This is a genomic window from Bradyrhizobium sp. WSM4874 (assembly GCF_055811835.1).
On record NZ_JBVVPR010000012.1, the window covers coordinates 19,311 to 45,013 of the forward strand.

Annotated in this window: 19 protein-coding genes and 1 pseudogene; 9 read left to right on the top strand and 11 right to left on the bottom strand. The window is 57.6% G+C overall.

Translation table 11 applies throughout. The features are described 5' to 3' along the window. Positions 1-85 precede the first annotated feature (85 nt). The gene (locus tag AC0L3P_RS14820) at positions 86-2,383 is read right to left on the bottom strand and encodes a hypothetical protein (protein ID WP_473302353.1); all 2,298 of its coding nucleotides are present in this window, start codon (positions 2,381-2,383) and stop codon (positions 86-88) included. After that, positions 2,373-3,491, bottom strand: a complete 1,119-nt coding sequence (locus AC0L3P_RS14825) for a hypothetical protein (protein WP_473302355.1) — start codon at positions 3,489-3,491, stop codon at positions 2,373-2,375. The genes AC0L3P_RS14820 and AC0L3P_RS14825 overlap by 11 nt, the downstream gene beginning before the upstream one ends. Before the next feature lie 258 nt (positions 3,492-3,749). On the opposite strand from AC0L3P_RS14825, the gene AC0L3P_RS14830 reads away from it, so the two are divergent. Both AC0L3P_RS14830 and AC0L3P_RS14835 read left to right on the top strand, forming a co-directional pair. Further along, complete coding sequence (locus AC0L3P_RS14830; protein ID WP_473302357.1) at positions 3,750-3,986, top strand: hypothetical protein; 237 nt, start codon at positions 3,750-3,752, stop codon at positions 3,984-3,986. Positions 3,987-4,243: 257 nt separating this feature from the next. Further along, a pseudogene (locus AC0L3P_RS14835) lies at positions 4,244-4,342 on the top strand (H-NS family nucleoid-associated regulatory protein); the annotation flags it as partial. Here AC0L3P_RS14835 and AC0L3P_RS14840 read toward each other — a convergent pair. Both AC0L3P_RS14840 and AC0L3P_RS14845 read right to left on the bottom strand, forming a co-directional pair. After that, positions 4,339-4,530 carry a hypothetical protein gene (locus AC0L3P_RS14840; RefSeq protein WP_473302360.1) on the bottom strand — a complete coding sequence of 64 codons (192 nt, stop codon included), beginning with the start codon at positions 4,528-4,530 and terminating at the stop codon, positions 4,339-4,341. The pseudogene AC0L3P_RS14835 and the gene AC0L3P_RS14840 overlap by 4 nt on opposite strands. Positions 4,531-5,011: 481 nt before the next feature. Further along, positions 5,012-5,152, bottom strand: a complete 141-nt coding sequence (locus tag AC0L3P_RS14845) for a hypothetical protein (RefSeq protein WP_473302362.1) — start codon at positions 5,150-5,152, stop codon at positions 5,012-5,014. A gap of 656 nt (positions 5,153-5,808) precedes the next feature. Between AC0L3P_RS14845 and AC0L3P_RS14850 the strand changes: the two genes are divergently transcribed. Both AC0L3P_RS14850 and AC0L3P_RS14855 read left to right on the top strand, forming a co-directional pair. Then, positions 5,809-7,089: a hypothetical protein gene (locus tag AC0L3P_RS14850; protein ID WP_473302364.1), complete on the top strand. Its 1,281-nt coding sequence runs from the start codon at positions 5,809-5,811 to the stop codon at positions 7,087-7,089. Positions 7,090-7,113: 24 nt separating this feature from the next. After that, complete coding sequence (locus AC0L3P_RS14855; protein WP_473302366.1) at positions 7,114-8,016, top strand: DUF4365 domain-containing protein; 903 nt, start codon at positions 7,114-7,116, stop codon at positions 8,014-8,016. Positions 8,017-8,282: 266 nt separating this feature from the next. Here AC0L3P_RS14855 and AC0L3P_RS14860 read toward each other — a convergent pair whose 3' ends face one another. The 5 genes from AC0L3P_RS14860 to AC0L3P_RS14880 all read right to left on the bottom strand — a co-directional run bounded on the left by AC0L3P_RS14860 (position 8,283) and on the right by AC0L3P_RS14880 (position 18,643). Further along, positions 8,283-9,746, bottom strand: a complete 1,464-nt coding sequence (locus AC0L3P_RS14860) for a UvrD-helicase domain-containing protein (protein WP_473302370.1) — start codon at positions 9,744-9,746, stop codon at positions 8,283-8,285. Further along, entirely contained in the window at positions 9,739-10,767 is a 1,029-nt protein-coding gene (locus tag AC0L3P_RS14865; protein WP_473302374.1) for an ATP-dependent nuclease, read from the bottom strand. Before AC0L3P_RS14865 ends, AC0L3P_RS14860 begins: the two co-directional genes overlap by 8 nt. Then, complete coding sequence (locus AC0L3P_RS14870) at positions 10,764-11,480, bottom strand: ATP-dependent nuclease (protein ID WP_473302376.1); 717 nt, start codon at positions 11,478-11,480, stop codon at positions 10,764-10,766. The genes AC0L3P_RS14865 and AC0L3P_RS14870 overlap by 4 nt, the downstream gene beginning before the upstream one ends. 448 nt (positions 11,481-11,928) lie before the next feature. Next, complete coding sequence (locus AC0L3P_RS14875) at positions 11,929-17,562, bottom strand: nSTAND1 domain-containing NTPase (protein ID WP_473302380.1); 5,634 nt, start codon at positions 17,560-17,562, stop codon at positions 11,929-11,931. A gap of 25 nt (positions 17,563-17,587) precedes the next feature. Beyond that, positions 17,588-18,643 carry an esterase/lipase family protein gene (locus tag AC0L3P_RS14880; RefSeq protein ID WP_473302385.1) on the bottom strand — a complete coding sequence of 352 codons (1,056 nt, stop codon included), beginning with the start codon at positions 18,641-18,643 and terminating at the stop codon, positions 17,588-17,590. A gap of 702 nt (positions 18,644-19,345) precedes the next feature. Here AC0L3P_RS14880 and AC0L3P_RS14885 point away from each other — a divergent pair. Next, positions 19,346-19,681: a hypothetical protein gene (locus tag AC0L3P_RS14885; protein WP_473302388.1), complete on the top strand. Its 336-nt coding sequence runs from the start codon at positions 19,346-19,348 to the stop codon at positions 19,679-19,681. A 795-nt stretch (positions 19,682-20,476) separates the two neighbouring features. On the opposite strand, the gene AC0L3P_RS14890 is transcribed toward AC0L3P_RS14885, so the two are convergent. Then, positions 20,477-20,656 carry a hypothetical protein gene (locus tag AC0L3P_RS14890; protein WP_354210280.1) on the bottom strand — a complete coding sequence of 60 codons (180 nt, stop codon included), beginning with the start codon at positions 20,654-20,656 and terminating at the stop codon, positions 20,477-20,479. Between the two features lie 522 nt (positions 20,657-21,178). On the opposite strand from AC0L3P_RS14890, the gene AC0L3P_RS14895 reads away from it, so the two are divergent. Then, entirely contained in the window at positions 21,179-21,934 is a 756-nt protein-coding gene (locus AC0L3P_RS14895) for a DUF7168 domain-containing protein (protein WP_473302393.1), read from the top strand. Positions 21,935-21,958: 24 nt separating this feature from the next. Here AC0L3P_RS14895 and AC0L3P_RS14900 read toward each other — a convergent pair whose 3' ends face one another. Next, positions 21,959-22,165, bottom strand: coding sequence for a hypothetical protein (locus AC0L3P_RS14900; RefSeq protein ID WP_007591053.1), 207 nt, complete (start codon positions 22,163-22,165; stop codon positions 21,959-21,961). A 319-nt stretch (positions 22,166-22,484) separates the two neighbouring features. Between AC0L3P_RS14900 and AC0L3P_RS14905 the strand changes: the two genes are divergently transcribed. From AC0L3P_RS14905 to AC0L3P_RS14915, 3 genes are read left to right on the top strand one after another with little or no spacing between them, the layout of a single operon-like run. Beyond that, positions 22,485-22,781, top strand: a complete 297-nt coding sequence (locus tag AC0L3P_RS14905) for a hypothetical protein (protein WP_354059484.1) — start codon at positions 22,485-22,487, stop codon at positions 22,779-22,781. Next, on the top strand, positions 22,756-24,996 hold the full coding sequence (locus AC0L3P_RS14910) for a VTT domain-containing protein (RefSeq protein ID WP_473302398.1): 2,241 nt from the start codon (positions 22,756-22,758) through the stop codon (positions 24,994-24,996). The genes AC0L3P_RS14905 and AC0L3P_RS14910 overlap by 26 nt, the downstream gene beginning before the upstream one ends. Next, complete coding sequence (locus AC0L3P_RS14915) at positions 24,996-25,688, top strand: endonuclease/exonuclease/phosphatase family protein (RefSeq protein WP_473302400.1); 693 nt, start codon at positions 24,996-24,998, stop codon at positions 25,686-25,688. The genes AC0L3P_RS14910 and AC0L3P_RS14915 overlap by 1 nt, the downstream gene beginning before the upstream one ends. Positions 25,689-25,703 lie beyond the last annotated feature (15 nt).

Here is a 25,703-nt window from a genome sequence, read left to right on the forward strand (position 1 = left end):
AGGGTAGATCCGCCGTTGGCCTCCAGCGACGTTCCCAGAGTGGTGGTATAACGTCGGGAATGCTCAGCAGGCCCCGACGGCAGTGCTAGGTGGCCGGATCGTCGGGATCTTCACAGTCAATCTCGTACATCGTCCAATCGGCCCACAAAGCGTGCTGTTTAAACTCTGCGACAAGGGGGCCTGTGAGACCATCTTCGCCCGGCTGGAAATTGACCCGCAGGATGTGATCGTCGTCTCCTATCGTGGCATACTGGAGCGATCGAAGAAGGTAAGGCGAGAACAGCCATGCTTTGCCGGGTTCGAAGTCGGCGCCGTGCACATCGATCCCCTCAATTGTGGCCATGTAAAAGTCACCCACATCCCGGCCGGCTTTGCGAGCAATTGCGATTGGTATCTTCGGCTCGCCGATTCTGCGAACTAGTGTCCTGAGTGCGAGGCCCTGTGCGCGCCTGGACACTATCAAGAGCGGCTCGGCTCCCACATCCCGTGCAAGCACTTTCACTTGCTCCCAAAAGGCCTGTTCATCGATACGAGAAGCAATGCGAGCGGATTGGCGTGCTCTTCGAGTGAATAGACGCCAGGCTCGATCACCTGCGCTTCGAGTAATTAGCCCAGCGTAGTGCTCAGCGAATCCAACCGTGCCGGCGTCCATCGGAGGATCTACGAACTGCGCCTTAGTTAGACCGTTGAGCCGGAAAGTGACGACTTCGGCGCCACCGTCCCCGTGTATCCTTTCGACCGAAAATCCTTGAAAGAATGGTACACCACCGGGCGGGGTCATCATGGCACGCTCGGCGGTATCCCTCAATTTGCTGACGGCTTGTTTATCGATCGGCTTCTCTTTTAGCCGCTTTGTACGCTCCGCTTCGATTATATGAACGCAAGATGATATAACCGACTTAACCCATGCACTTGCAGCGGCGCCATCGGCGTCCGGCTTAAGCAGGTGCAGGCCTCTCTGCACAATAGATTGAGGCGCCTCCAACATGTTTAGTAACCGATCGACCCCACGTAAAATGTCACGCAGGGAACGATCCCCGTTGGGAAGCGCTAACTCGTTCTCCGCCAGGTCTTGGACACGTTTGACTACAGCCTTCTCGTTCTCGGACGCCGTCGAAAGGAGCATTGCCAGCAAAGCGGCGCGAACGCCGTCGCGATCGTGCAAGGTAGAGGGTGTGAAGACGCGACCCGGAACAACTCTGCGTTCCGTCATGTTGTCGAGGTTTCTGATTAGATCATCGAGATCGGCGCCGTAACTAGCCGCGATTTCGAGACGAATAACTTCCATCGCTAGAGAGCTAAATGACTTCTCCTGGATGGGTTGGCCGCGATCCTCGTCAGGATCCTCAAGCTCCCTGCGCAATAGTGCCAAAGCCGTGCGCGCCCCGACATCACTGACCTGCTTTTGGTCCATTGACCAGTGGAGCAGCAGCGCTCCCGTCAGTAGAAGTACGTCGTCGTGGGCCCCGCGCATTGCAACATTGAAAAGTTCGTCAGGGCTTGGGCGCGGCATGTATTCCGGCACTATAGCTCGTATCCGCTCCTGCGCGGCGGCAAGGTCGACGCGAAGGATGTCTGGAAACAGCAGCCTGCGGTTAAGGAAGTGCGCTTGATCTGCGAAATGGTGGCTGAGTGTTTGAGGCCACCGGATCAGCGCGTCGCGAAAGATTGCTGTCCCCGCTTCATCTTCGTTCCAAACAGAAACGGCTAGCATATAGGCAGTATTGCGGAGGTGCTGCCACAGAAAGGGCCAGCTTGCCCGCAGCGAATCCCAGCGTTCATCAGCCGACCCCTGCCGCTCGTCGCGCCAGCGAAAAATGAATGGGGCGTTCTGGAGCAGGCTCTCCCAAGCTCCGATGATATTCAGGAGGAGGTTAGCATAGGATTTCGCATCCGAGCCTGCGAGCGATATCCGAGGACTGGCTGCTGTCCCTGGCGCGGCCTCAGCCACCGTGCGCCTAGTGACCCAAGCCTCCATCTGATGGATCATAATGAGGCCAAGATCGAGAATCGCTTGCAGTACCTCATCGGACATTTGGGGATCGTCCCGCCCCGGCAAGAGACGAAGCGGAACATTTGCCAGCTTTTCCATAAAGTCGGGATCATCGCCAATATGACTCGCGGCGCGCTCAAAGAGACGTCGGTACTGACCGATCCATTGGTTGTGCGGCGCACGCCAAGCTTCTCCTGGAACGGCGGCATAATTGAACGGCTTACCGTCCTGATCTCGCGTGGCGTTCACGTTAAGCAAGAAGCGATGGTATCGGGTCAATTCGTCGAGTGCCGCATCGAACGCTATGGGCGCCAACCGATCGATCTGAAACGCGGCCTTGTCGGCCAGTTCCTCAAGGATTTCGCGCGGGTCGGGGAGTTCACGCGTCATCGCTCGCCCTCCTAAATTTGAAAGCCCAGCGGAGCGCGACTTTTTCCAGCCAGTCTAGCGGGACGCCCCCCTTGCGGCGGCATAAGCCGGAGTGGATCTCCGCATTGTCGTCAAGTCGTGATGGAAATACCAGGAAGGGCTCCTCGCTGAGGCCTCCGATGGGCTTTTGAACGGGCTTGACGCTTTGGCAGCGGGTCAGCCAACGTCCAACAGCCCAGCGAACCCATGCCATGCGGACATCGTTGAGAACAATTCGATTGCCCGGCGTGAACGGAATCTCGACTTCCCCAACACCACTGAAGTCGGTGCCCAGCCACACCGTTGGTTCTTTCCATCCTTTTGTTGCGGTCGGCCAGAACTCTTTGACAAGTTCAGGACCCGCACCAAGGTAAAGCTGCTCTCGAAGTCGTTTGCGCATTTCAACGGGGAGAACGACGTTGGTCGTGTAACGCTCGCGTAAGGCCTCACGAGCCTTCTGTTGGACGAAGGCGAGCGTGGTCGCCACAAAGCGAGCCGTGGCGCTGAGGTTAAGGATGAGCCAAGCGATATGAAGAGCGGTCAATATGAGCTTAAATACCTGCAGTCCAGTCCCAAACCCAAGCCAATGTAGAGTGAATTGAACGGGCCATAGTAGCTGTGCGCACAGCACGACGATCAGTGCGATCGAACTCGCCACGATACCGAATGCCAAGGACTCGTGATAATAGACTTGCACGTCCGTCGAGCCATTCTCGCGCTGGGCTATGATCGTCACAAGCCCGATAGCGATGGAAACGACGCCGAGAACGCCGACCTGCGCGGTGATCAGATAACTCGCGACATTGGTTAGTAACGACTTGACCTCGTTTGTGCCGGTCCAGCCGAAAAATGCTTGAGGCAAGTGTGCGGGCAGGGCGATCTCCGCGATTCCGATCAAGAGAGCAATGGACGCATAGAGTGCGATCACTCGGCCGAACGTGGCGTTATCGAAAATGCCGTGAATCAGCCGAGTGATGGGTGCATACCGGGTGCGCCTCGCGGGTGCATTCGTGCGAAAATGATCTTGTATTTCGTGATTGACCCAGGCGTTGAGACTGCCAGTCCACCCACCTTGTTTCCAATTTGTCATCCAGCTTCTCTGTCCACTGCCCAGTGGGATCGATTGAGATACAACCAGAAGTGACGCTTGAGCAAGCGGCGGCCTTTAGCAATGGTACCGCGCGGAGCAAGCCAAACAGTGCGGTCGACCGTTCCCTACGGCCCGGCATTGAGGGCGCCAACCGCCGCACCGCCCCGATTAACAATTCGCGAATTCACATTCTAAGGTTCTTTGGGAGATCACAAAATGGCGTTGAAGCGAACAGTCCGGACGGGCTCGAGCATCGTAATGAAGCGACCTGCCGCAAAACGACCCGTCGTAAAGGGATGGCTGTTCGTAAATGGGGACGCGCAATACTACGTAGGCGCGCCCGATCCGGAGAAAGCGCGAAATTACCTTGCTGCTCATGACAAGAAGGCTGCTGAGTCGAAGCCTACCCAAGTTTCGCAAGCCGTGGTCAGTTTCTTGAAGCTCAACCTGGGCACGGTAGTCAGCAGCCGAATCATCGAGCGGGGAAGGATGTGAACTAAAGTCTGAGGCCCCGCGCCGTCTGGGGCGTGCCTTTCGTCTTCTTGCACCTTGTCAGAACGCTCTCGTCACATCTTTTGAGCTGATGGAAGGCTGGACTTTCGAACGATGCGTTCGTTGCCCATGGATGCTCTCGTAATGCTGCGTCCGGCTGCCATGAGACGCCGACGCCGGCCGTTAAGCAAGCGCGTCAGCGAACCGCGTCGGAAGCCGAGCGAAGGCAAGCGACCACCCTTGGCAGAGTCAAGTATCGCAGCCTCCGCGACCCGTCCAAGACCTGGGCGGGGCGCGGTGCCGAACCTACCTGGCTGAAGGCCGAGAGCGGTAAGCCTCTAGATGCTTTCCGTGCTTAGCCCTCCTTGCTCTGCGGGCGGATTGCGAGGCCGATAATCAGGACACGAAACCCGTACAGGAATGCGTCGGTCAAGCGGTGCAGTTCGCCCGGATCGCCAGAGAGAATGGCGGCAGTCATGGCAAAGCCAGCTGCGGCCAAGGCCATGGCGGCGGTTACGTAGACGTGGTGAGGGACAGTCTTTCCCATCGGTGGTCGAGCCTCTAATTGGCCCGTAAGGATGGGGATTTCGACGGGGAGGTCTTCCCACGCAGAAGATCGCCACCCGAAACGGGCGATGATCTTCGACGTGGCCGACTCGTCACGGAGGGCACAGCTCGAAGTTTTGGTGCAGTCACAACCAGTCCATTTTAGACCGGCCGGCGCAGCGCGCGCCTACTGACGAGTCAACCCCAGCCTGGGGTTCCGAAACACGGTGACATACTGCCTGCCGTGGCCCGTAGACCTATGGTAGCCTGGAAGTTGTTCAAGGGAGGCGGAAGAAAATAATTGGGCTCAGCTCATGGCGGCGTCGGCGAGCACGGCGCCCAGCCCGACCCACAGGAAGAAGCCCATGAGCTGCAGCTCCTTGAGCCGCAGCTCCATTTCCCGTTCGCTGTAGCTGCGCCGGGACATGGGAATGAACGGCAGGATCTTGCGGATGTGCCACCAGGTGATGCGTTCGAGGACTTCATTTCCTGATCTCCGCCTTGTACTTGGGTTTCCGGCGCTTCCGGGGAGGGCCGGAGGTGCTGCTGTTTTTCTTGCCCCAGCTCAGGCCGCCGCCGGGAAAGTCGTCGCCAAAATACGGCGTTGGGAAATCATGGTCCACGGCGGCGTTCCTTCCCCGAACTCCACGACGCACTTGGGATTGACGCAGAGAGCGTCAGAGGCAAGACGCTTCGATTCCCGCCTCCATCAGCAGCTTCCAGCCGATCTGCCGCAAACTCAACGCTGAAGAAGACTATTCGGCAAAAGTGGAATAGCGCTTGCTCCGCCGGGCAAAACAGGTGCCAGGATCTGTTCATCGGTCCCAAGTTATACAGACCTAAGAAGCTGATTTCGTGCATGAATTCGGAAATTAGGGGGTTGTAAACTATATTTAAGCGGGGCCGCCTTATCATACAGAAAAGTCGCGGTGCGTTGTTGTCGTAGCCTCGACGGTGCGTTGCGGTTGACGGCGTCCGGTGGACCATAGGGTGCGTTGCTTAAAACCCTTGGGACAGCAAGGTCCAGGGCAGGCGTTGGACGTGACAGGAGGTCGAGGTGTCCGATTCGGATTTGGTCGAGATCGCCAAGCGGAATGGCGATTTCAGAAAGAACTGGGGCCTGATCATCGGCTCTCTTCTGTATTGGGTGTCGATCAAGGCGGCGCGTCCTCGATCCTTCTTGTGGACCGGGCTGGCTGCAGCCGGGGCTGCTGGTGCTATAACCTGGCTTCAAAGCAGGGGGTGGCTCCCTGCATTCCCGTGGGGTCGAGGATAAGCGATGAAGGTCTTCTGGGCGTGGCAGTCCGACCTGCCTGGCCGCATCTCCCGTTTCGTGATCCGTGACGCACTGGATGAAGCCATCCAAGAGTTGAAGGAGACTCCGGACATTGATGAACCGCCGGATGAGGCGCGTCGGGCGGACCTCCACCTAGACCACGACACCAAGGACGTAACTGGTATGCCCAGCGTCGCGGATACGATTCTGGATAAGATTCGGGCGGCAACCGTCTTCGTTGGTGATGTCACACCCGTGGGAGCGGGACCAGCCACCCAAACCCCTGTTGGCGAGCAGCCTGGGCGGCCTCTAATGAATCCCAACGTCGCGATCGAACTCGGCTTTGCCCTCCATGGCCTGAGCGACAAGAACGTGATCGCCGTACTCAACCTCGCATTCGGCGGCCCGGAATGTTTGCCCTTCGACATCAAGCACAAACGTTGGCCAGTGACGTACCGGCTCGTCGAGGGTGCGACGAAAGCTGAGATCCTAGACCAGAAGAAGGTTCTGAAGGACCAGTTCGTCACCGCGCTGAAGGGATTCCTGAAGGCTCCCACGGTCACTGCGCCTTCCTTCGAGCCGTATGAGCCCTTCGCCGTCGAGCAGCCCGATAAGTTCTTCTTCAGCGTCGGGCAAAATCTGGGTTCCTCGCGGCAGATGCAGACGGACATGTTTATGCCGTTCCGGGAAGTCCTGTTTCTGCGCGTGATGCCGACGGAGCCGTTGCCCAGGCTCTTGTCCGAGAAGACGCTCGTCAACAATATCGGAAAGTTTGGTACGTTCGGACAGACCCGCTCCGGCGCCATGGTGATGTCGAATGAACTTGGTGTCGCCACCTTTGAGCCAGCCGGGAACACCCAGAACTTGGATGCGATCCTGCAATACTTCCCCAAGGGGGAGGTGTGGGGCGTCAACGCTGATCTAATGCGCCAAGGTGAGCAAGGGCAGAACCGGTGGTATCTAACCGAAGCCTGCGAGAAGGCTTTCGCGGAAACGCTTTTCCATGTGCTTGAGTTCATGACAACTGTTATGAACGTCAAATTCCCCGTCCGCGTCATTGCCGGCGTCACCGGTCTGAAGGACAGGACGTTGGTCATCAGTGGTCAACCAACCGGTAGTTATGGCAGGTTCTGGACCAATGATGTGAAGCATGAGGCCACGCTGCCCGACGCGTCTCTGAATTCGCAAGACGCGTTCCTGATAAAGCTATTCGAGAAGATCTTCGATCAGACGGGCTCACCACGCCCACGGGGCCTGTTCGGATTTCCTCCCTATAGGCCGTAGCGCCGCTTATACCCAGGATGCTGTATGGAGCTGACGGATCGGGAAGGCGTGAATGCCGTAGGGCAGATATTCACGAAAGAGCTGGGCTGGATATTTCGCGAGCAGACCATCGCCGACTGGGGAATAGACGCCCACGTTGAAATTGCAACGGAGAAGGAGCCAACTGGGCGGCTCTTAGCCTTGCAGATCAAAAGCGGTAAGTCGTTCTTCCGGAAACGCGGCGAAAATTACGTCTACTACGGAGAGGAGCGTCATTTACGGTATTGGCGTGGCCATTCGCTGCCGGTGGCAATCATGCTCTACAATCCCGAAACGGGTCTGACGCTCTGGCAACGCGTGGATGCAAGCCTGATCCGGTACGGCAAAGGCGGACATTGGTCCATTGATATCCCGCCAGACCAGATCTTGAACGCGGCTGCTGCGGAAGGTCTAGAGAAGGGTGTATCCGACACCTCGGCATTCCGTAAGCTCAGGCTCACGCTGGACTTGCCTACGATCAAGGAATTCGCCGGCAAGCCGGAGATCTATTTCGTGGTCGAGGAGTGGGTCAACAAAAGCCTAGGCTTTAGAGATTGCAAAATATACTTCGATTCAGACCAAATTGACAACGGCGAGCCTGATTACATCGTTTCGCAGTGGCTGCCGACGCATAGCATGGCAGAGTATATGGCAAACGTCTGGCCGTGGCTCTCATACGATTACTTCGATGATGTTCCGGAGCGATCGGGGTTTGATGAGGTTGAAGAGCATAAGGTCAATGTCATCCTCAGCGAACTCGGGAAGGCAATTTTGACGCTCGAAGAATATTACGAGCATGGCGCCGAAGTTATCGAGCCCGATGTGAACGATGAAATCATCGATGAGGCTGCCGAAGAGTATTACCGTTCTCTGGCGGAGGATTCGGCAGAACCCGACGACGAGAAATAGTCCGGGTATCTTGCCAAAGATTCGGGTGCATCTCCCTCAACAAGAAAGGCCGCTCATCGCTTCGACATTGACCGATTGAACCAATTGGCGAGTTGGCGGATGCAGCTTCCTCCGAATGCTGTTGATCTTGCTGAATGTTTTAATGTTTCTGCGTTTTCTCCACGGCACAATCCCCGCTTCGCACCGACAGCGGTCCGGGTATGTTCCGCCAAGGAAACTGGCAGCTTTGTAGGCGGTCTGCTTGAGCGATGCGCCGGCTGAAAGCGCTACTTGGCCAGGGGAAATCGCTGAGCGGGGACGAGAAGCGTCAAGGTTACACTGGCCCTCGTCAGTGCCACATACCAGTCTTTCCGTGTCATGCCAGGCGTATGGATCACTACGGCATGATCGAATTCCAGCCCCTTTACCAGGAGCGTGCTTCCGACGCTCCGTCTAGCAATGATCCTTCCAGCATGCCGCGCCCTGCTTTGAACCTCCCAGATTGCATCGGCCAATGTGCAAGACGGTCGGCTAATGCAAATCAGCAATGCTGCGCGCATCGCATAGAACATTTCACGCCGGAAGCAATATGAATCGTCGCGGCCGTGAAACCCGTCAAGGAGAGCGAGCCGGTTCGCCGGGGTGGGGTTATCGACCAGCGCTACCCCTAAATCAACGAGAGACCCGAACTGCGCGGCGCCTTTCCTTAATCCTTTCCGGCGAGCCTCGACGGCCTTCAGAAACGGAGTTTCGCCCGTGCCGGTCATACAATCACTAATGAAGGCCATCGTTGCTCTGAGCTGATTGAAACCCTTTTCCTTCTCAAGTTTCTTTGCCGCCCGGTATAGAGTTGCGCAGCTTATCGGCTCTATCTTAGAGAATCCGGCTTTCGCGAGCTGCTTGGCAATGTAGCCGCGCGCGCCGATATTCGCCGCGTCGGCGATAACAACGAGCGCGTCGTCCCCGGCCTGACCGCGAGCCCGCTTGCACGCCTCGACAATCTTATTCGTTCTGAACCTGGGATCGGTCGGCAGGATCTCCCATCTTACACAGTCGGGACAGCCCGCAAGATCGACGTCCATGCCGGCTTCTAGTGCCGTGCGCATTTGTTTTAACCATACCGCGAGCGGTGCATTCTCGTTTTCAGGCTTCAGCCAGCGCCAGGGTTTCAGGAGTTCGCCAGCCTTGGTAAAGGTCGGATACACCTGCGTTGGCCAATCGACCGGCTCCTGTCCTTTGAAATCGAAGATTGCCTGCAACGGGTCACCAAACACGCAGACGGGAAGAACTTCGGATAGCGCCGTCACGACGTCGTGCTGGAGGGCAGAGCAATCCTGATACTCGTCAACAAAGACACCGCAATATGAGGTTGAAAGCACCGGATTGACGGCACTGCTCTTAACGAGCCTGGCAGCGGCCTGGTAGACCGCATTCCATTCGCCGTCGGTTCGGGGAACGAGACTTCCGAGCCCCGACCGGGCGGGGAACGATGCCGCGTAACGCAGGCACCATCCGGCAATCGTATCCAGACGAAACTTGCTTCTCGGGACATTCAGTTTCTTGAGGCGTTGCCGCAGAACGTCGACGCCCGCATGTGTGTGCGTCAGGATCAGCCTACGGCCTCCGCTGAGATGTGTGGCATTGACGATCTGCTCCGTTTTTCCGCAACCTGCCGCGGCAACGATACTTCCGAGGCGAAGAGTGGAAGCAAGCTGAGCGATTGCGCTATCGGTCTCCCCCTTCTCAGCCATCGATCCATTTCCGCAGCGCGATCACTCCTTCGGCCAACGGCTTGCCGGTCAGTTTTTCAAGGCTGGGCCCCAATATTTCGACGAGCTGTTCGCCCCTCGATATGTCCTTGAACCATGATCGATCCTCGTTCTTCGCCGCCTTGCCGAGTGCGGTTCGGAAGGCGGTGGTGTCAAGCTTGGTAGGAAGACTGAGATCGGTCAGCTCAGGCAAACCCTGGGCTTTGCAGACCTTGTTGAGCTGCGCTCTTACACTGTCGGCGGTTACGCACTGGGAGGCAAATGCGACCAATGCGCCGACCATTGTCCAGGACACGTCAAGGAATATGCGTTCTTCCGTTGAGCATCCGCCTGTCCATTCGTAGACACGAACGCCCTTGACCCTCAGAGCTTCCAAGACCTTGTCATCAACCTTTACGTCGGAATCGAGCAACAGGAACACATCGTAACCAAGATTAATGAGATGATCGGCGAGAATCGGCGCGCTGCCGTTGCCGTTCCCGTCAATCGATATCGCGCCCCGGAGGGCGAATGACTCCAGTTTGCATTGTGAACTCCAGTAGGCGTCAAGGCCGCGGGCCAGACCTTGCTCGGTTCTTCCCTCACAGACCGCAATCTTCCGGGCGAGAAAGGCGTCCGGACAGGCGCGCAGATGCCGCTGTGCTGTGCCACGGTCTCTTGCCGTGGCCACGACCGATCTAACTTCTGTGAGGCCGTCGACCGATCGCACCGCCGAGATTTCGGCAGCTGTCAGCTCTCGTATGACGACGGGCGAGTGCGTCGTTATGAAAATCTGCGACGGCGGAGCATTTCCCGGTTCTGCGGGAGGGGCGCTGAGATATTTCAGGAGGCGCGCGATTCGATGTGGTTCGAGCCCATGTTCGATCTCATCGATAAGGGCAACGTGCGATCCGCCCGCGTCGTGCTGCAGCGCTGAAACGATCAGCCGGGACGAACCGGTACCGAGCCGCCGGAGAGGCAACTTGCCGTCGTGCAGCGATATGCCTCCCGCCGTGATATTCACGCCCCGAACGTCAAGTTCAGCCGCGTATTTTCGCGAACGGGAACAGAAAAATGCTTGCTAAGTTTTTCCGCGCGCTCCGCGGTCTCTTTGAAGACCTCGGGATTTCCCTTAGTGAATGCGGCGCGCGCAGCGCGGTTTGCGTCCGCGAGCTGGCCGCCGAGAGTGTCAGCCGTGTCGCCCAACCGGTTCAGAACGGATAGACGGCTCCATCCCAAATGACGTTCGGCGTAGGGGCCAAGCCTCGTCGTGGCAAGATGCAGAGCATCCTTGTATCTCAGCGCCGGTGGGTCATTGCCGCCATCAACTTCTATGCGATTGTTATGGAGTGACCACCGAGCTTCGTGGGTCTTGTCCACGGTTACGCGAAGAGACAGAACATTCTGAAGCCCCGGGCCTGGCTCATCCTCTATCTTTGATGCCTCTTCATCCCAGCCGCGAAGGTGCATGCCATAGCGATCGTCCGCGTTAAACTCCGCTGGCAAACCGCCGACCGTGACGACAATGTTGACGGGCTGGTCGTAGTTCAGATCATAGAAATCAGAGTCGTCGGCGAAGGAATATGATCTTGGGTTCAGGGCAAGCTCGATTGCATCCAGGATCGTTGTCTTGGTCGAATCGCCAGGTCCGATGAGGCAATTCACCTTTGGATTCGGCGCCCAGCGCAGCTTCCGTATTCCTCTGAAATTATCGATCTCAATGTAGACGATTCTCATCCTCTAATTCTCGTTCAGGTGGCGGCTAAAGGCCAAGACTACCTGAGTTCGGGGGCCGGGTCGCTGCGGCGGACAAACTATCACCAGCCCTTTTCGCGGCCATGGAGGTCTCTGCTGGCAACAATTCGAAATGGGCGCATCCGACTTCGCCGGACCGGGCTCTACGCGCGCCGGCGGCCGGCGCTTCCGAAGCCCCGCCGGCTCTCGGCCATCCGGTGACGTTCCCTCGCGCAAGAGGATTCAGAACCCTTCGCCGGGCAGTCGGTCCCGCTTGAAGAAGGCCAAAATCGCCGTCGCACGCAAGCTGGCTCATTATGCGCCGTATGTGGGTAGCCTGTGCTCCCGGCATGCCGCTAATATGTGCCGCTAATGCCTCTAATCTTTCTCGTAAGATATTGAAATCGTTGATGGCGCTCCCTAGCAGCGGGAGGGTCGGGCGTCCTGCAATCTATTGATCACTTCCCGTTATTTTTCCGATTTCGTATTGGAATGCCGTTCCCGGCACCCAAGCAGCTGCGCGGCGCCAGACTTCAGCAATTTCAGCACTCGAAAAGTCACTATAGATCTGCTCCCGGCGGGCCGCTACCGATGCTTCGCTCTTGTATAAACCGAACCGCGCATAAATAACCTCCGCAATAATTTGGTGGTACAAACCCCTTAGACCGTTTTTGCCTCCACCCGTAATGTTTGTCCCTCTGTTCGTATAGTAATCTGAAAGTCTTACGTGCGCTTCAGGCAATCCCGACAAAGCAGCGATTTCTAGATTTCTGAGAATCTCCGACCGATTATCGTGAGTAAACTCGATTGCAAATGAGCTGTCTCCTATGAGTGTTTCGGCCAACGCCACATTGGCCAACGGGAAATTTCCCAGCGCTAGATCTGAAAATTCGTCCTTCGCTCTGCCGGCGCTTGACGCGACACCTTCTCCGTCCCTGTAGGCAACCGCGAGGGCATATCGAGCGATGGGATACCCGGCCTTTGCGGCCAACGAATAATATTTTATCGCTTCCGCTTTGTTATTCTGTTTTGCATACGCACGCCCCAATTGGTAATTCAGTCGTGGCACCTCGGGCGAGCGAGCAACTTCAGCGCGGCACTCGGTTACTGCTTCGCCCGCCCGCAAATCGCTAAACCACACTCCTTCCACTACTTTGCCAGGGTCGAAAGGCATGGCGGCCAGGTTGTCACACTCGGATATTGCCTCTCCTGGGCGGGGTGTCGGGAGAAGAGGCAGATCCCATAACGGCATCCGAATGCCTTGCTGACCGGTCGCCAGCGTCCTTGTCAATTTTTGAAAGGCGAACAAACCCAACCCGTCGCCCGCCTGAGCTGCACTTTGGAAGTAATCAAGTGCCAAATTGGAATCCTTGATTCCAAGGTAACCGCTGACCCAAAGTTGGCCTAATAAAGCTCCAGCGAACTCGAAGCCGTTGTCGTGCGCGTCGGACAGTAGCTGCGCTGCGATTGGTGAATCCGCGGAACTTCTCATGAGCTCAATGGCAATGTCGGTTTCGGCTAGCCAATGCTTGCTGCTCGCTGCCTGCCATATATAGCTATCGGGTTTGATTTCGGATTGTTGAAATTCGTAGACCTGTTTGAAAATCCAAGCCAGCTGGTACATGCCTCGAGGGTCGCCTTGGGCAGCCGCCTTTCTATAGAGCTGCACTGCTTCGCCTAACTTGTTCCTCTTTCGCAATATATCGGCGGCAGCGGCGTAAGCCGGCGTATAATTCTTGTTTGCCAAATCGCTAAAAATGTTCAGAGCGTTCTCTAGTGTTCCGGAGCGTTGTTCGGCGCGACCAAGTTGAAACCAAAGGCGTGGGTTGTCAGGGGCGTCTTGAACCGCGCGTCTGCAGTATTCAAGTGCTCTACGGCCGTCTAATCGATCCCAAACGATGCTTTGAACTATGCGATTAAAGTCAAACGGATGGGCTGCGGCGAAATCGCATTCAGTGGGCGGGCCGCTGGCTTTTGTCTGCCCGAGGGGAGGGGTGTTTTCGCTTTCCGTTACCGACTGCAAAGCCAGCGCACGTTGTTCCGCTGGCGTGATACTAGGCAGATTGAGACTGCGGGCAAACGCTCCAAGTGCCGTTAAAGTTGGGAAGGCATACCATGACCTAATAGTATGATCGGAAGAAGAAGAATAAAGAGTTGTTGCATCCTTCGAGAACAATAGCTTTGTCACGCGGCCTGCGTGGCCTGTAAACCTGCTCACGACAAGTGGATGTGAGTACTCAACTGCGAGCAATCGAATTGTTCCGTCATCGTAACCGAGGGCAAGCTTTCGGCCATCGGGACTAAACGCGAGAGAGGACAGCACGCGACCCTCAATAGGATCTACGGCAACGGTTTGAGGTGGTTCTTCGTCCCTATGGACGAAGACTTGTCCATCAGCGTATGCGATCGCTAGGCGTTCTCCAGAGTGGTCGAATAGTATACCTTGAATTGGAAATTTACGCGGCCACAAAGAGGTTTGCTTACGAGGGAGCGCCCCCCCTTGAATCGTGACGGCACCTAATTCGTCAGCGAACGCGACCAACGTGCCATTTGAGCTAATCGCAACATCTGATATGCGCTGTCCGGTCGAAATCTTCTGTCGGGTATGCGAAGTCCAGTTGTAGGTTTCTATTCCCGCCACCGTATATGCGGCCACAACGCTGTCACCGTCCTCCGAAAACTTCGCAGCAGAAAAAGGGTGTGAAGCTGGAATTAAGGACGTGCTTTGACCATTTTCACTAGACCAGCTTTGAATTTCTCCATTCTGAAGAGCCGCCCTGACTAGCGAGTCATCTAAGGAGAAGGTTGCATCAAGCACGCCGCTCTTGGGTTTATCCAAGCTTGATACAAGAATGCGCTTTTCTGAACTCCAAACTTCGAGTGAGTTATCAGCGAGGATGAGAAGGAGACGTGATCCATCCTTAGACGGCACAATCCGTTTGATTGGGCGCCCTGGCTGTGCGATCGGACCGAGCCAAGTAAGGGTGCCTTCCGTCCAACCGCGAATCGTGCCGTCAGATGAACCAGAGAATAGAATGGCGTCATGAGGGCCAAAAATAAGGTCCGCTACTGGCCCGATGTGATTGGCGATGACACGAGTTGCGCTCGCAACAAAATCTCGAACATTTACTCGACCAAGCGAGTCGGCTACGAGGATTTCAGAAGCGTTGGTAAACTGAAAGCCGATGACCGAGCCAACCTGCGTTTCGTAGCGTATCGACGACTGCGGGTTCACGGAATAGACGACAACTGCGTTTCTCGACTGAACTCCGAATAGGGTCCCATCCTTGGAAAAGGCCACCGCAATGGGGTCTTTGTCGGTCTCAAAAGTGCGGATCGTACTAAGCGACGATGCGTCGATAATATCAGTTGACCCATCCGTCCAAGCTAAAGCGACTTTATTTCCGTCGGCAGACGTTGTGACCTGGCCAACTTGCCTTGAACTTGAACCAAACTCCCGAAGTTTTGCGCCAGTATCAGCATTCCAAAGTCTGGCGACACCATCCGTCGAATGCGTTACTACCATTGTATCGCTTACGATGAACTTTGCATATCTCACGTGATTTGCGAACATATTGGACGCGATGACAACCGGCACGATCGGCAATTCATTTCGACCGTGGCGATCCAAAACTTGCATTGAGAGAACGACTGGATCGTCAGTAGACTTGATCTTCCATATTCGTACGGTCCCATCGCGCGAAGCCGACAAGACGCGCGCGCCTAAAGAGGCGACATCTACAAAGTCCACGTCGCCCTGTTGGCCGAATATGCCGTGGCCTGAAAATTGGCTTATCAGCACACCGTCGCTCGCTCGAAATACTGTAAGGCGTCCAGCGTCATCGCCAACCGCCAGCAATTGAGAATCGGAGCTAAAGGCCGCATGCATCAAGGCGTTTCCCCAGGTTTTCTCGCCCTGAGTAGATTGTAACTTAAATTGCCAAATTTCCTTTCCTAAGTCGCTCTCGCTCACCAACACGGTGCCGTCTGAACACAGAGAGACGATAGCCTTGCCGGAAGGACTGAATTTGACAAAATTGACGTGCGCGTTGTCGCGTCGGTTCTGCTCACAGCGCGCCAATCTTGCGATTGAACGACCCTCTGAATAGGTCCACAAGATAGATGTGCCGTCCGCTCCAGCCGTCGCAACTCGATCTACCGGGAGATTGGCGTCCAGGCCGACGAGGCGGGCCATGTGGCCGAGCGACTGTCCTCGAGCGAGGTATCCTTCTAGAGCCATCGTCAGTGCGGCTTCGGCCTCTGGTACGTAGGGCCGGGATTGTTGTGGCTCTAGCCCAAGAGCTTCCATAGCAGCGAAGGCGGCGAGGCGAGTTTCGCCCTTCCGTGCGAGGGTCGCTGATGTTTGAGCTAAAAACAGCGATTGCGAACGAAGAGCGTCGTCGCGTTGCTTAGAAGCTTCAGATCTGGCTCGTTCGGCCACGTCGCGTTGAGACGAACTAACAAAGGCCAGCGAACCGGCGGCCATGGCCAGTGCCAAGATGGCGGCCATACCCGCCCTGACGAGCCACCATTCAAGCTTGGACTGCCGCTCTGAGGCAGCAAGGAATGCCGACTGTAGTTCTGTTAAAGCACCTTGGCTCCGCATCGCGTAACGTCGGAGAAGATCGAGATCGGGGGGACGCCAAAGACTGCCACGCGGACGCTTCGCTCGATCCCACCCAGAGGCGACCGTTTGTAAGTGACGGCCAAAGCGGAGATCCTCCCTCTGCGTTTCTAGCCAGCCGAGCAGACGCTGCCAGTGACGTATCAACGCTTCGTGTGGAAGCTCGATCCAGACTCGGCCACTGTCGGTAGCGCCGATGCCGAGCAACCTCGCTTCGACGAAAGGTTCAACTGCTTCGCGGACCTCTCGTTCGGTGCAGCCCGCCGGTACTATCTCGTCAAGCCAAGCTCTTCGGCGTGTGTCGCGTGCCGCAACATCGCCAAGCTGAACCGTCATAAGAGTAGCGCGCTGAGCCAGCTTCTGTTGTTCAAGAGGCAGCGCCGCCAGAACTTCGTCAGCGCGACTCGCGAGCGCGCCGCCAATTCCACCCAACGACGTTAATGTGTCGGCAGGGGACAAGCTATCGCGCATCCTCTCCCAGATTTGTTCCAATGCGAATTGTACAAGGGGTAGAGCAACAGTCTCGCCCTCTGCCTGGTCAAGAATGCGTTCTATGGTCGCTGAGTCGATGGGATCCTGCGCTACGCGCGCCGGCTCGGCTATAGCCCGCCGCAGGTCTTCGCGCCCCATGGATGGCAATAATTCATGGGTGATAGCGACTGTGTTGCTCAGTTCAGGGTGCTCGCTCAATGCACCTAAGAAATCGCTTCGCAGTGTATATACGACTGAGATCAAGCCTTCCGGTTCTGCTGCAGCATGCAGTAACGCATTCACGAAGGCGTCTCGCTCAGCTTTGGTCGCTTGAATCTGCGCTTGATTTCTCGGATCGAGGGGCTTCGAAAGAGTGTAAGTTTCTTCGAATTGATCCACTAGAACGATCAACCGTTTCGCACTGGGACAATAAGCGCGCATGATCAGTGACACGCTATCATGCGCGCCCAACCGGGCGCGTTCCCGCACCAATCCGGCAAACTCAATTCGTGTTGCTGATGGATTGGCCTGCCCGGTAGCTAACCGTGCCAAAGAGTCCGCCAGCGACTCGATAGGATCGTTTCCCGGCCGAAGAATTGCGACGCTCGCTTCTCGAAGCCAAGGGACATTGACCTGCGCTAAGGCCGGCAACAGGCCGGCACGAGCAACGGAACTTTTCCCACAACCCGAAGGGCCCAGAATGGTAAGCAACCGGGTCGTTCCGGCCGCCGCGGGCGACGTCAAGTACGCCAATCGCTTGATCAACCGATCAACGACGCGCTCTCGACCAAAGAAAAACTCGGTAGATGTCTCATCAAACGCCTGAAGCCCTCTGTACGGGTTTGGGGCATGTGATTGGCGAGTTCGAACAAAGCCACCCGAGTAGACGATCGTGATTACGTTTCCGTCACCCGTTATGAGCGCGGAACCGACAACGTTGCCCTCGACCCGAATCGCGTTATCTCCAATGCGATCCGCTTCCTTGTTCAATCGCAACCTCCGTTAGGCCTTCTGCTCATCCCTGCTTAGATCTGGCGTTCGTGTGGTTGTTGTCCCCGGTAACTATGACGCTTCCAATCGCATCCCGGCCGATGGTGATCGAGCGATCGCCCGTGGCCGGTTGATCGCGGCTCGTCGCCGTTGCTAGAGGCGTAGACCGGCTGATTACCTGATGGGGTGGATCGGGTTCGACTTCTAGTCTCTTTTGAATAGCCTCTGCGCCGAGCCTCATTTCAACTTCTGCAGCATTGAATTCGATGACAAATTGCTTGAGCAGCCGGTGCTGGATAGCGTCAGATGTTTGCGGCTTGCTAATTGAGATATGATCAGAACCCGGAACCTTGAACACCTCACCGAAATATCGACCTGAGGAGAACGGTTCGACGACTTGGTTGCGCAGACCCAACCATCGCTTCAGTACGATCGCGCGATCCTCTACTATTTCCTTCCCTGATATCGAAAGGCGGCCACTTTCTTTTAGCGTCATAAATTCTCGATCGAGATCGTTCAACCACGTATTGGTTTGGGAAAAACGCAGAGCTAATGCCTGCGTATTTTGGAGTACCAGGGAAAGAAGGCCTATGAGGTTTGCGTCACTCGATCCGAGCGATGGCGATGCGACAAGAAAAAGGCCAATAGAGCAGTTGTGTTCGATTAATCTCGCTTGGTTGACGACAATAAACCTGCGAACGACGATTCCACCCATACTATGACACACAAAGACGAGACGACGCTGATCCCATAGCGATTCGAGATTAAAGTGTTCCCGCAATGCATCCACAACATCGCCAATGCTGTATGTGCGGGACACAACGGTGCTTTGGTACGTGAATACAAAGAGCCCGGCGTCCTGCAAGTCGGGCTCGTTTGCAACCAATTCTGGCCAGGATGGTTGGCCCCATGCGGCTTCTCCTCCCGAAAGGACGCCATGTACGAAAATAATTACAAGATCTGCCTTGGGCTTGCGGAGCTGGTGTAGTCCAAAGTCGCGAAGGCTCGGCGCGGCTGGCGAGCGATCCGCGTTCATCGTACCGCTGTGCCTTGAAATAGAGTCTTCGCGCCTTGAGGGCATTGGCGTCTCCACTAGTCCCGCTTATACGCGTCGCTCTTCTTGGAGGTGCAGACTATGACAGATCGTGTTTGCGGACGAGGGGGAAACCGACAAGCGGCGGGAGGCGAAATTGTTAGGAGCGGTCCTGTTCGAGCTTCTTGAGCCCGCGTCTTAGCCGGGAGAATGGCGTGCCCCGCGGGCGCTCAACCCTCGCCATCGCGAGAGACGTAGCCAAACATGTGGCTGTTATCATGGCGCGGGCAATTGAGGGCCATGACAGGCTCCGCGGCGACCTCGCAGAACGTTTGACAACATCCCGCTAATAGGTCCCGCTAGTGCCGCTCATGGCTATCGTAAGCTGTTGAAATCATTGGATGGCGCTCCCTAGCGGAAACGAATTGCTCTATCCACCGTGAAGGGGGATTGGAACCGCATCGTAGACAGGCAACGGACCCGCTTCTCCGGGGCTCTTCTTTGGGCATGTGGGGCAGGGCGTGGGTCAAACCCCAGAAAATCAAAATAGACCAAGAAAATCAGCCCCCTTCGGTTGACACCCCTTCCGCCATCTCCTAGTCCGATGGCGCACGGCGCGCAGGTTTTCAACGCCAGTCAAACGCGGGGAATGCGGGGATCAGAGCGGCCCTGCTGTGGTCATGCAGGACGGTGTGCTGGGAGTAGCTGCCGAACTTGTGGACTGGCCGCCCCGCCGCTACGATTTGCGGCATGGGACGGACCAAAAAGCTGATCGATTGCCACGACTGCGACCACCCGGTTTCACCGAGTGCGTCGGCCTGCCCAAATTGCGGCTCGAAGGTGCCGTTCGGTCCTCCCATTCTTCACCGCAAAAGGCCCCCGATCTATAACGTCGAGGCGCGCAACGACCGCAACATGGTCGTCTTTGCCGGAACGCTGGGAGGCTTAGGCGCAGCCTGTGGATTTGTGACAAGCGCGGGGCCGCTTAGCGCTGCGCTGCTGGTCACGTCGTGCAGCATGCTGGGTGTCTTGGCGGGCGTCCCGCTTGCGGCGTTGTTCAACATCACGCGCCGGCTGTGGCGATAGCGACCTCCGGAGTCTGGGAAGTCCTAGCGTCGCTCCCGGCGCTCTGATCCGCAATTGATCGGCAGCCGGGAGCATGGGGGCTGGTGAGGAATCGCTGCCAGTTTTGCGCCCGAGTGACAATCCGGGCCACCTTGAATTCCGGTAGTCTTACGGAATCCTTTTTCGGAACACGGTGTTCTACTGTGAGAACACCGGCGAGATTTAAGTACCAGTTTGTAATTTGACCGGGATGGCCGCAGTGGGGGCTGGAACCACCCTGCGGCCTTTCGCTTTAGCGAAACCCATTTCTAATTTGAGCCGTACCGTCTCTGGGGCGAAGTCGGCGGAGAATTCGTGAGCATTCAAGTGGCGTGCAGTCGTTGGGACATTCCGATTGCATGGAGATCGTCGAGAACCTGCTCGGGCGACTGAAAGATCTGGACCGGGAGTTAGCTGCGCGAGGCGCCAACCAGGCGGTAGGCTCATGGAGAGGCGGCCCCGGGTCGGAGGGGCCGGGGACTGGTTAGACCGAGGCCGCTACGCGGGAGCCTTTTAGATCGTCTTCCGGTGTCCAATGGTCGGTGCGTATTTGTCCGCTCCAGGCTCAAGATGCTGAGGCCATTCAATTGCCGTGCAGAACAAGCCGCGTCGCTCGATTTCCCCTGCAGAGCTTCCGCGCGCAGCCTCGCTGGCAATCCGACAAAACGCGTGCCGGCTAGCCTATCTGCTTGCACCTCTTGGCGGATGAACTCGTGCATCCGCAGAATGAACTGGTCAGATAGGCCTTCGAATTCGCTCATGCCAGCCAATCGCGCGTCAGCCAAAGATATAGGCAACCAAAAAGGTGGCTGGCTGCCAAGCGATGAACCCAATCGCCTCCAGCGAAACAGCTGTGGCCAGGAGGGCTACAGCGCTGAAGGTGAGGGGAATGACGGGATCAAAAAAGTTGTGGGGCTCGTCTGCGTCTGCAGTTTGAAATGCGGTTCTATTGGACATTCGAATATTCCTCTATTTCGAGGTCATATCGAATTCGACGCTCCCAGCAAAACGTTCGCTGGGGTTAACCTGACCGCTAAACCTTAACAGTGGGTCCAGTCCCTTCAGGAATGTGTCGCGGCACAAAACCGATCGACGGCCTTGATCAGTGCGTCTTTCAATCCACCAGGCTGCTGCCGACTACTCAGCAAGCGCAGGGATCAAAGCCGGCTGACCGCAAGCTCGAAATACTGTGAACAAGACGCAGCCGCCAATGCCAAGGCGCCAACGCAACCTCGTTCGGCTTGTGGTGGTCTGCTCCCGACAGTGATTTGTCAGCTGCGGTGGAAATAGACGAGAACGTCGATTGTAGTGAAGCCTCGTCTCTGCATTTTATGGTCAGTGCGGCGAGTCGTGCACCGCACGTAGAAGGAGTGAGGTCCGTTCGAAAAAAGTCGAAGATCAATACAGTTGACAAGACACCCCTTCCGCCAGTCTATCCGACCGGGTTCTATCCGTCGGGCTTTCCCGGACAGGTAATCAGTGCATCAGACCTCTAATCCGGCCGCGCTCGACAAGCTGAAGCTCCGCATTCAGGCGTTGCGTGCCAAGACGATCGCCAATGGCTGCACCGAGGACGAAGCGCTGTCTGCGGCCGCCAAGGTCGCCGAGCTGCTGGATCGCCACGATCTGTCGCTCTCGGACGTCGAGCTGCGCGCGTCGCCGTGCGAACGGAGGGTCTACGAGACTTTTCGCAAGAAGCGCATTCCCCTGGACGACTGCATCGGCGCGATCGCTCATTTCTGCGATTGTCGGGTCTGGCGCGAGAAGAATGAGGCCGGCGAGAGCCGCTATGTGTTCTTCGGTCTCGGCGCTGATATCGAGGTCGCGCATTATGTGGCCGAATTGATCGACGGCGCCGTGCGCGCTGAACTTGGCCGCTTCAAGACCTCGGTCGACTACAGCAGGTTCCGGCATCAGGAGCGGCATCTGGCCAATGCCTCCTTCGCGCTCGGCATGGTGGCGTCGATCGCGGACAGGCTGCTGGCGATCAAGGGCAGGCGCGATCAGGTCAACGAAAGCACCGGCCGCGGGCTGGTGGTTCTCAAGACCTCGGTGGTCGATGCGGAGTTCGACAAGCTCGACCTGAGGATGCGGACCCAGCGCAGCACCAGCCGGATGGTGTCGAGGACGGCCTATGAAGCCGGCGGCGCCGCCGGAGCATCGCTCGCCATCAATCCCGGGCTTGGCAAGTCCCTCGGCGCTGCGCAGTCAAGGACCACTCCCAAAGGGAGCTGAACGCCGCGTCACCGTCATTGCAGTTCAGTCGATCGACTTCTCGAGCTTCTGGGCTGCCCGGAAGTCGTCCATATGCTGCAGGTTCGGCCCGTACGCAGCCTCCTTGGTCAGCAGGTGGTAGATCCGGGCCACGACGGTCTGCAGATGTTTCATTCGTCCGCGCGGCATCGCCCGGGCCTTGCAAAGGGCTCGGACCGCATGCGCTCGGAAATAATCAAAAGCGTCTGACATCGCGGACTCAACGTCCCGCTCGATGATTGGTTCTTGGATTGGTTCTTGGATTGGTTCTTGTTCGCGCGTCCCAAAACGCCTCCAGGAACGCTGTCGAATGGGAGAACTTAGCCCGTCACGAAGCAATGGGATGGGCGACGTATGTTCTTCTTTTTCTCAAATCGGCTGGGATGCCTCGGCTCGCTGCTGGTCTCCGGGTTGATCACTGTCGCGCTGCTTTTTCTGTTCGGGATCGTTCGGTTCTAAACGCCGGCGCGTTCAGGAACCTGGCCCGCGCTGGCCTGTTGTTGGCACTCTGGTCCAGCCACGGAGGGCGCCCTTGGAAAGTACGATCATTGGAGAATTCGACACGCGCCGCGGCGCCGAGCTTGCGGTTGAGCATGTCGTGCAGGAATGCGGCGTGCCGCGAACCGACGTCTTCGTCCAGGCCGTCGGTGGTGCGAACACGTCGGGGACACGCCCGGCCGGTCCTGACGCCAAGGCCGCGCCTGCGCCGGAGGGGCACCAGAAGCTGGAAGGCCCGATCGAGGTCTCCGTGGATTTTCACGGCGATGCGCCTGAAAAGATTGCAGACGCCTTGAAAGGCGCCGGTGCAAAGTCTGTCCGAACCAAGTAGCGGCAATCGTGCGCTCCAGCATACGGGCGCGCCGCACGCGAGCCGCGGCCGTGAAGACAAGGAACCCGTTCAGCGTTCAGCGCGTTTAGACGCGAATGCGAATGGCGAGGTTGACCTGCTTCAGAGCTCATCGACCCTGATCCCCGGCGACACCGTCTGGCGGCGGTGCGAGGCGCGGCGTGTGGCGGTTCTGAACGATGCTGCCGCTTATTTCGCGGCCCTGCGGGAGTCGCTGCTGCAGGCGCAGGACCTCGTTTATATCGTCGGTTGGGATATCCACAGTGAGACCAGGCTGGTCGGAGAGTCCGGGCGAGCGGATGACGGCTTGCCGGAACAGCTCGGACCATTCCTGCGTGCGCTGGTCCAACGCCGTCCCACCTTGCGGATCAACATTCTGGTCTGGGACTTCGTCTCGTTCTACGCTTCCGAGAGGGAATGGAATTCCGCGGCCAAATTTACCGCCGACACCGATGGCCGCGTCCGATTTCACCTGGATTCCACGCTTCCATTTGGTTCGGCCCAACACCAGAAGATCGTCTGTGTCGACGGTTCACTGGCGTTCGTCGGCGGGCTCGATCTGACGATCAGGCGCTGGGACACGAGTGATCATCGCGCTGATCACGCATCGCGCTGTGATCCCCAGGGCAAGCCATACCTTCCGTTTCATGATGTTCAATGCATGGTCGACGGGGACGCGGCGGCGTGGCTGTGCGAACTCGTGGAGGAACGCTGGCGCGCGGCAGGCCAACAGATTGACGATCGGCGCCCGCTGAAGAGCTTGCGTTGGCCGGCGAATGTGCCGGTCGAGGCTGAGCATATGCCGGTCGGTATCGCCAGGACCGAGGTGGTTTGTCCGGCAGGTTCGACGCTCCGGGAGGTCGAACGCTCGTTGATCGCAGCGATCCGGTCCGCGACGAGCTTCGTGTACATCGAGAACCAGTTCACCAGCGCGACCAAGATCGCGCGCGAACTCGCGGAGCAGATGTTGCGCGTGCCTTCGCTTCGGGTTCTGGTCGTCACGCCAAAACTGCATTCGTCGTGGCTGGAATCCCAAGCCATGCAGAACGGCCGGGGCGCCTTCATCGACTGCTTCAGTTCGGCCGGCATCGCCGATCGCATTCGCTTCGTCTATCCGGTGTCGGGGAATGGGGATACGGAAGCGGCCGTGATGGTGCACAGCAAGCTCATGATCGTCGACGATCGGATCTTGCGGATCGGTTCGGCCAATCTGAACAATCGGTCGATGGGCGCCGACAGCGAATGTGACCTGATCTTTGAAGCCGCCTCAAGCGAGCACCGGGAGTTCATCGCCTCGGTCCGCCGTCGCCTGATCGCGCATTTCTGCGGTCTCGATGAACAGGCCGTCGCGGCAAACGACCATCGTCTTTTTGCGCTCCTGGACGACGTCTCGAGAGCCGGTGGGACGAAGGCGCTGCGGGACGTGGAATCCTCGGTGCTGACCAGCGCTCTGGCCACAATGGTTCAGCCGGTGGCGGATCCGGAGCGGCCTCTTCATCTGGAGCGGGCGGCATCTCGCATGTGGAACACGAAGACGATCATCGGGGTGGTATCGATTGCCGTGGCGCTTTTTGGCCTGGCGATGGCCTGGTCGTACACGTCATTGAGCGATTTCGCCGACGCAGGCCGGATGTCGAAATTGCTGTCTGGCTACGCGCAGTCCATCTGGGGGCCGCCATTCGCGATTGCAGCTTTCGTCGTCGGCGGGCTGGTGGTTTTTCCGGTTCTCGTGCTCATTGCGGCAACTGCTGCCGCGCTAGGACCGTGGTTAGGCTTCGTCACCGCCATGACGGGCGTCGTGCTCAGCGCCTTTGTCCTGTTTGCGATCGGACGGGCACTCGGCCGCGAACGCCTGCAGCGATTGCTTGGACGACGTACCGCGCGCATCCAGGAACGTGTTGTCGGCAAGGGCATCCTGGCCGTCGTCGTCATCCGGATGATTCCGATCGCGCCGTTCTCGGTGGTGAATGTCGTGGCTGGCGCCAGCACGCTGCCTCTGCGTGACTTCCTGGTCGGAACGCTGCTTGGCATGACGCCCGGCATTCTCGCCATGGCAGTTTTGGGGGCTCAGATCGCAGATCTCGCCAGGAATGCGTCCTGGGTCAACATATTGCTGCTCGCACTGGCGTTCCTGGGCTGGCTCGCGATCTGCGCAGGCGCGCAATTCGTCGCGACGTGGCTCGCCGGGAGGCGCTGATGCGCTTCATGACGTGGAATGTGCACGGCACCTTCAATCTCAATCCGAAGTTCGATCTGGAGGGTATCTGCTCCATCATTCGCAAATGGGCTCCCGATGTCGTCGCGCTTCAGGAGGTGGATTCGCGATCGCGATCAGACGATCCGTTTGCCAAGCTGGCGAGCGTCGTCGGCGATCACCGTGTTCACGCCAAGTCGATCGTCACGGCGGATGGCGAATACGGCCAGACGCTCCTGAGCCGCTTTCCATTCTCCGGCCCGCCCGAGATCGTCGACGTGTCGTATCGTGAGCGGGAGCCGCGCAGAGCGATCGCCGCGGGACTACTGACGCCGGTCGGCGATGTCCGCGTGGTGGCCACGCATCTCGGCTTGAGCATCCATGAGCGCCATGCGCAGGCTCAGGCGCTGGTGAGGCTGGTGAAGCCTGGAAGGACCGTCGTCCTCGGAGATTTCAACGACTGGTTCTGGATCAAATCGGTGCGGCGCGTGCTCGCGCAGGCCTGCCCAAACCGGACGCGGCTGCGAACTTTCCCGTCGCATTTACCCCTCCTGCGGCTTGACCGGATCTATGCAACGTCCGACAGCCCGATCGGGAAAGTCTGGACCGACGAAGGGGCGAGGGCCTATTCGGACCATTTGCCTGTTATTGCGGACATCGAGATCGCCGCCGGATCAAACGCATCGTCAGGGTGATAAAAAAGTGCTGTC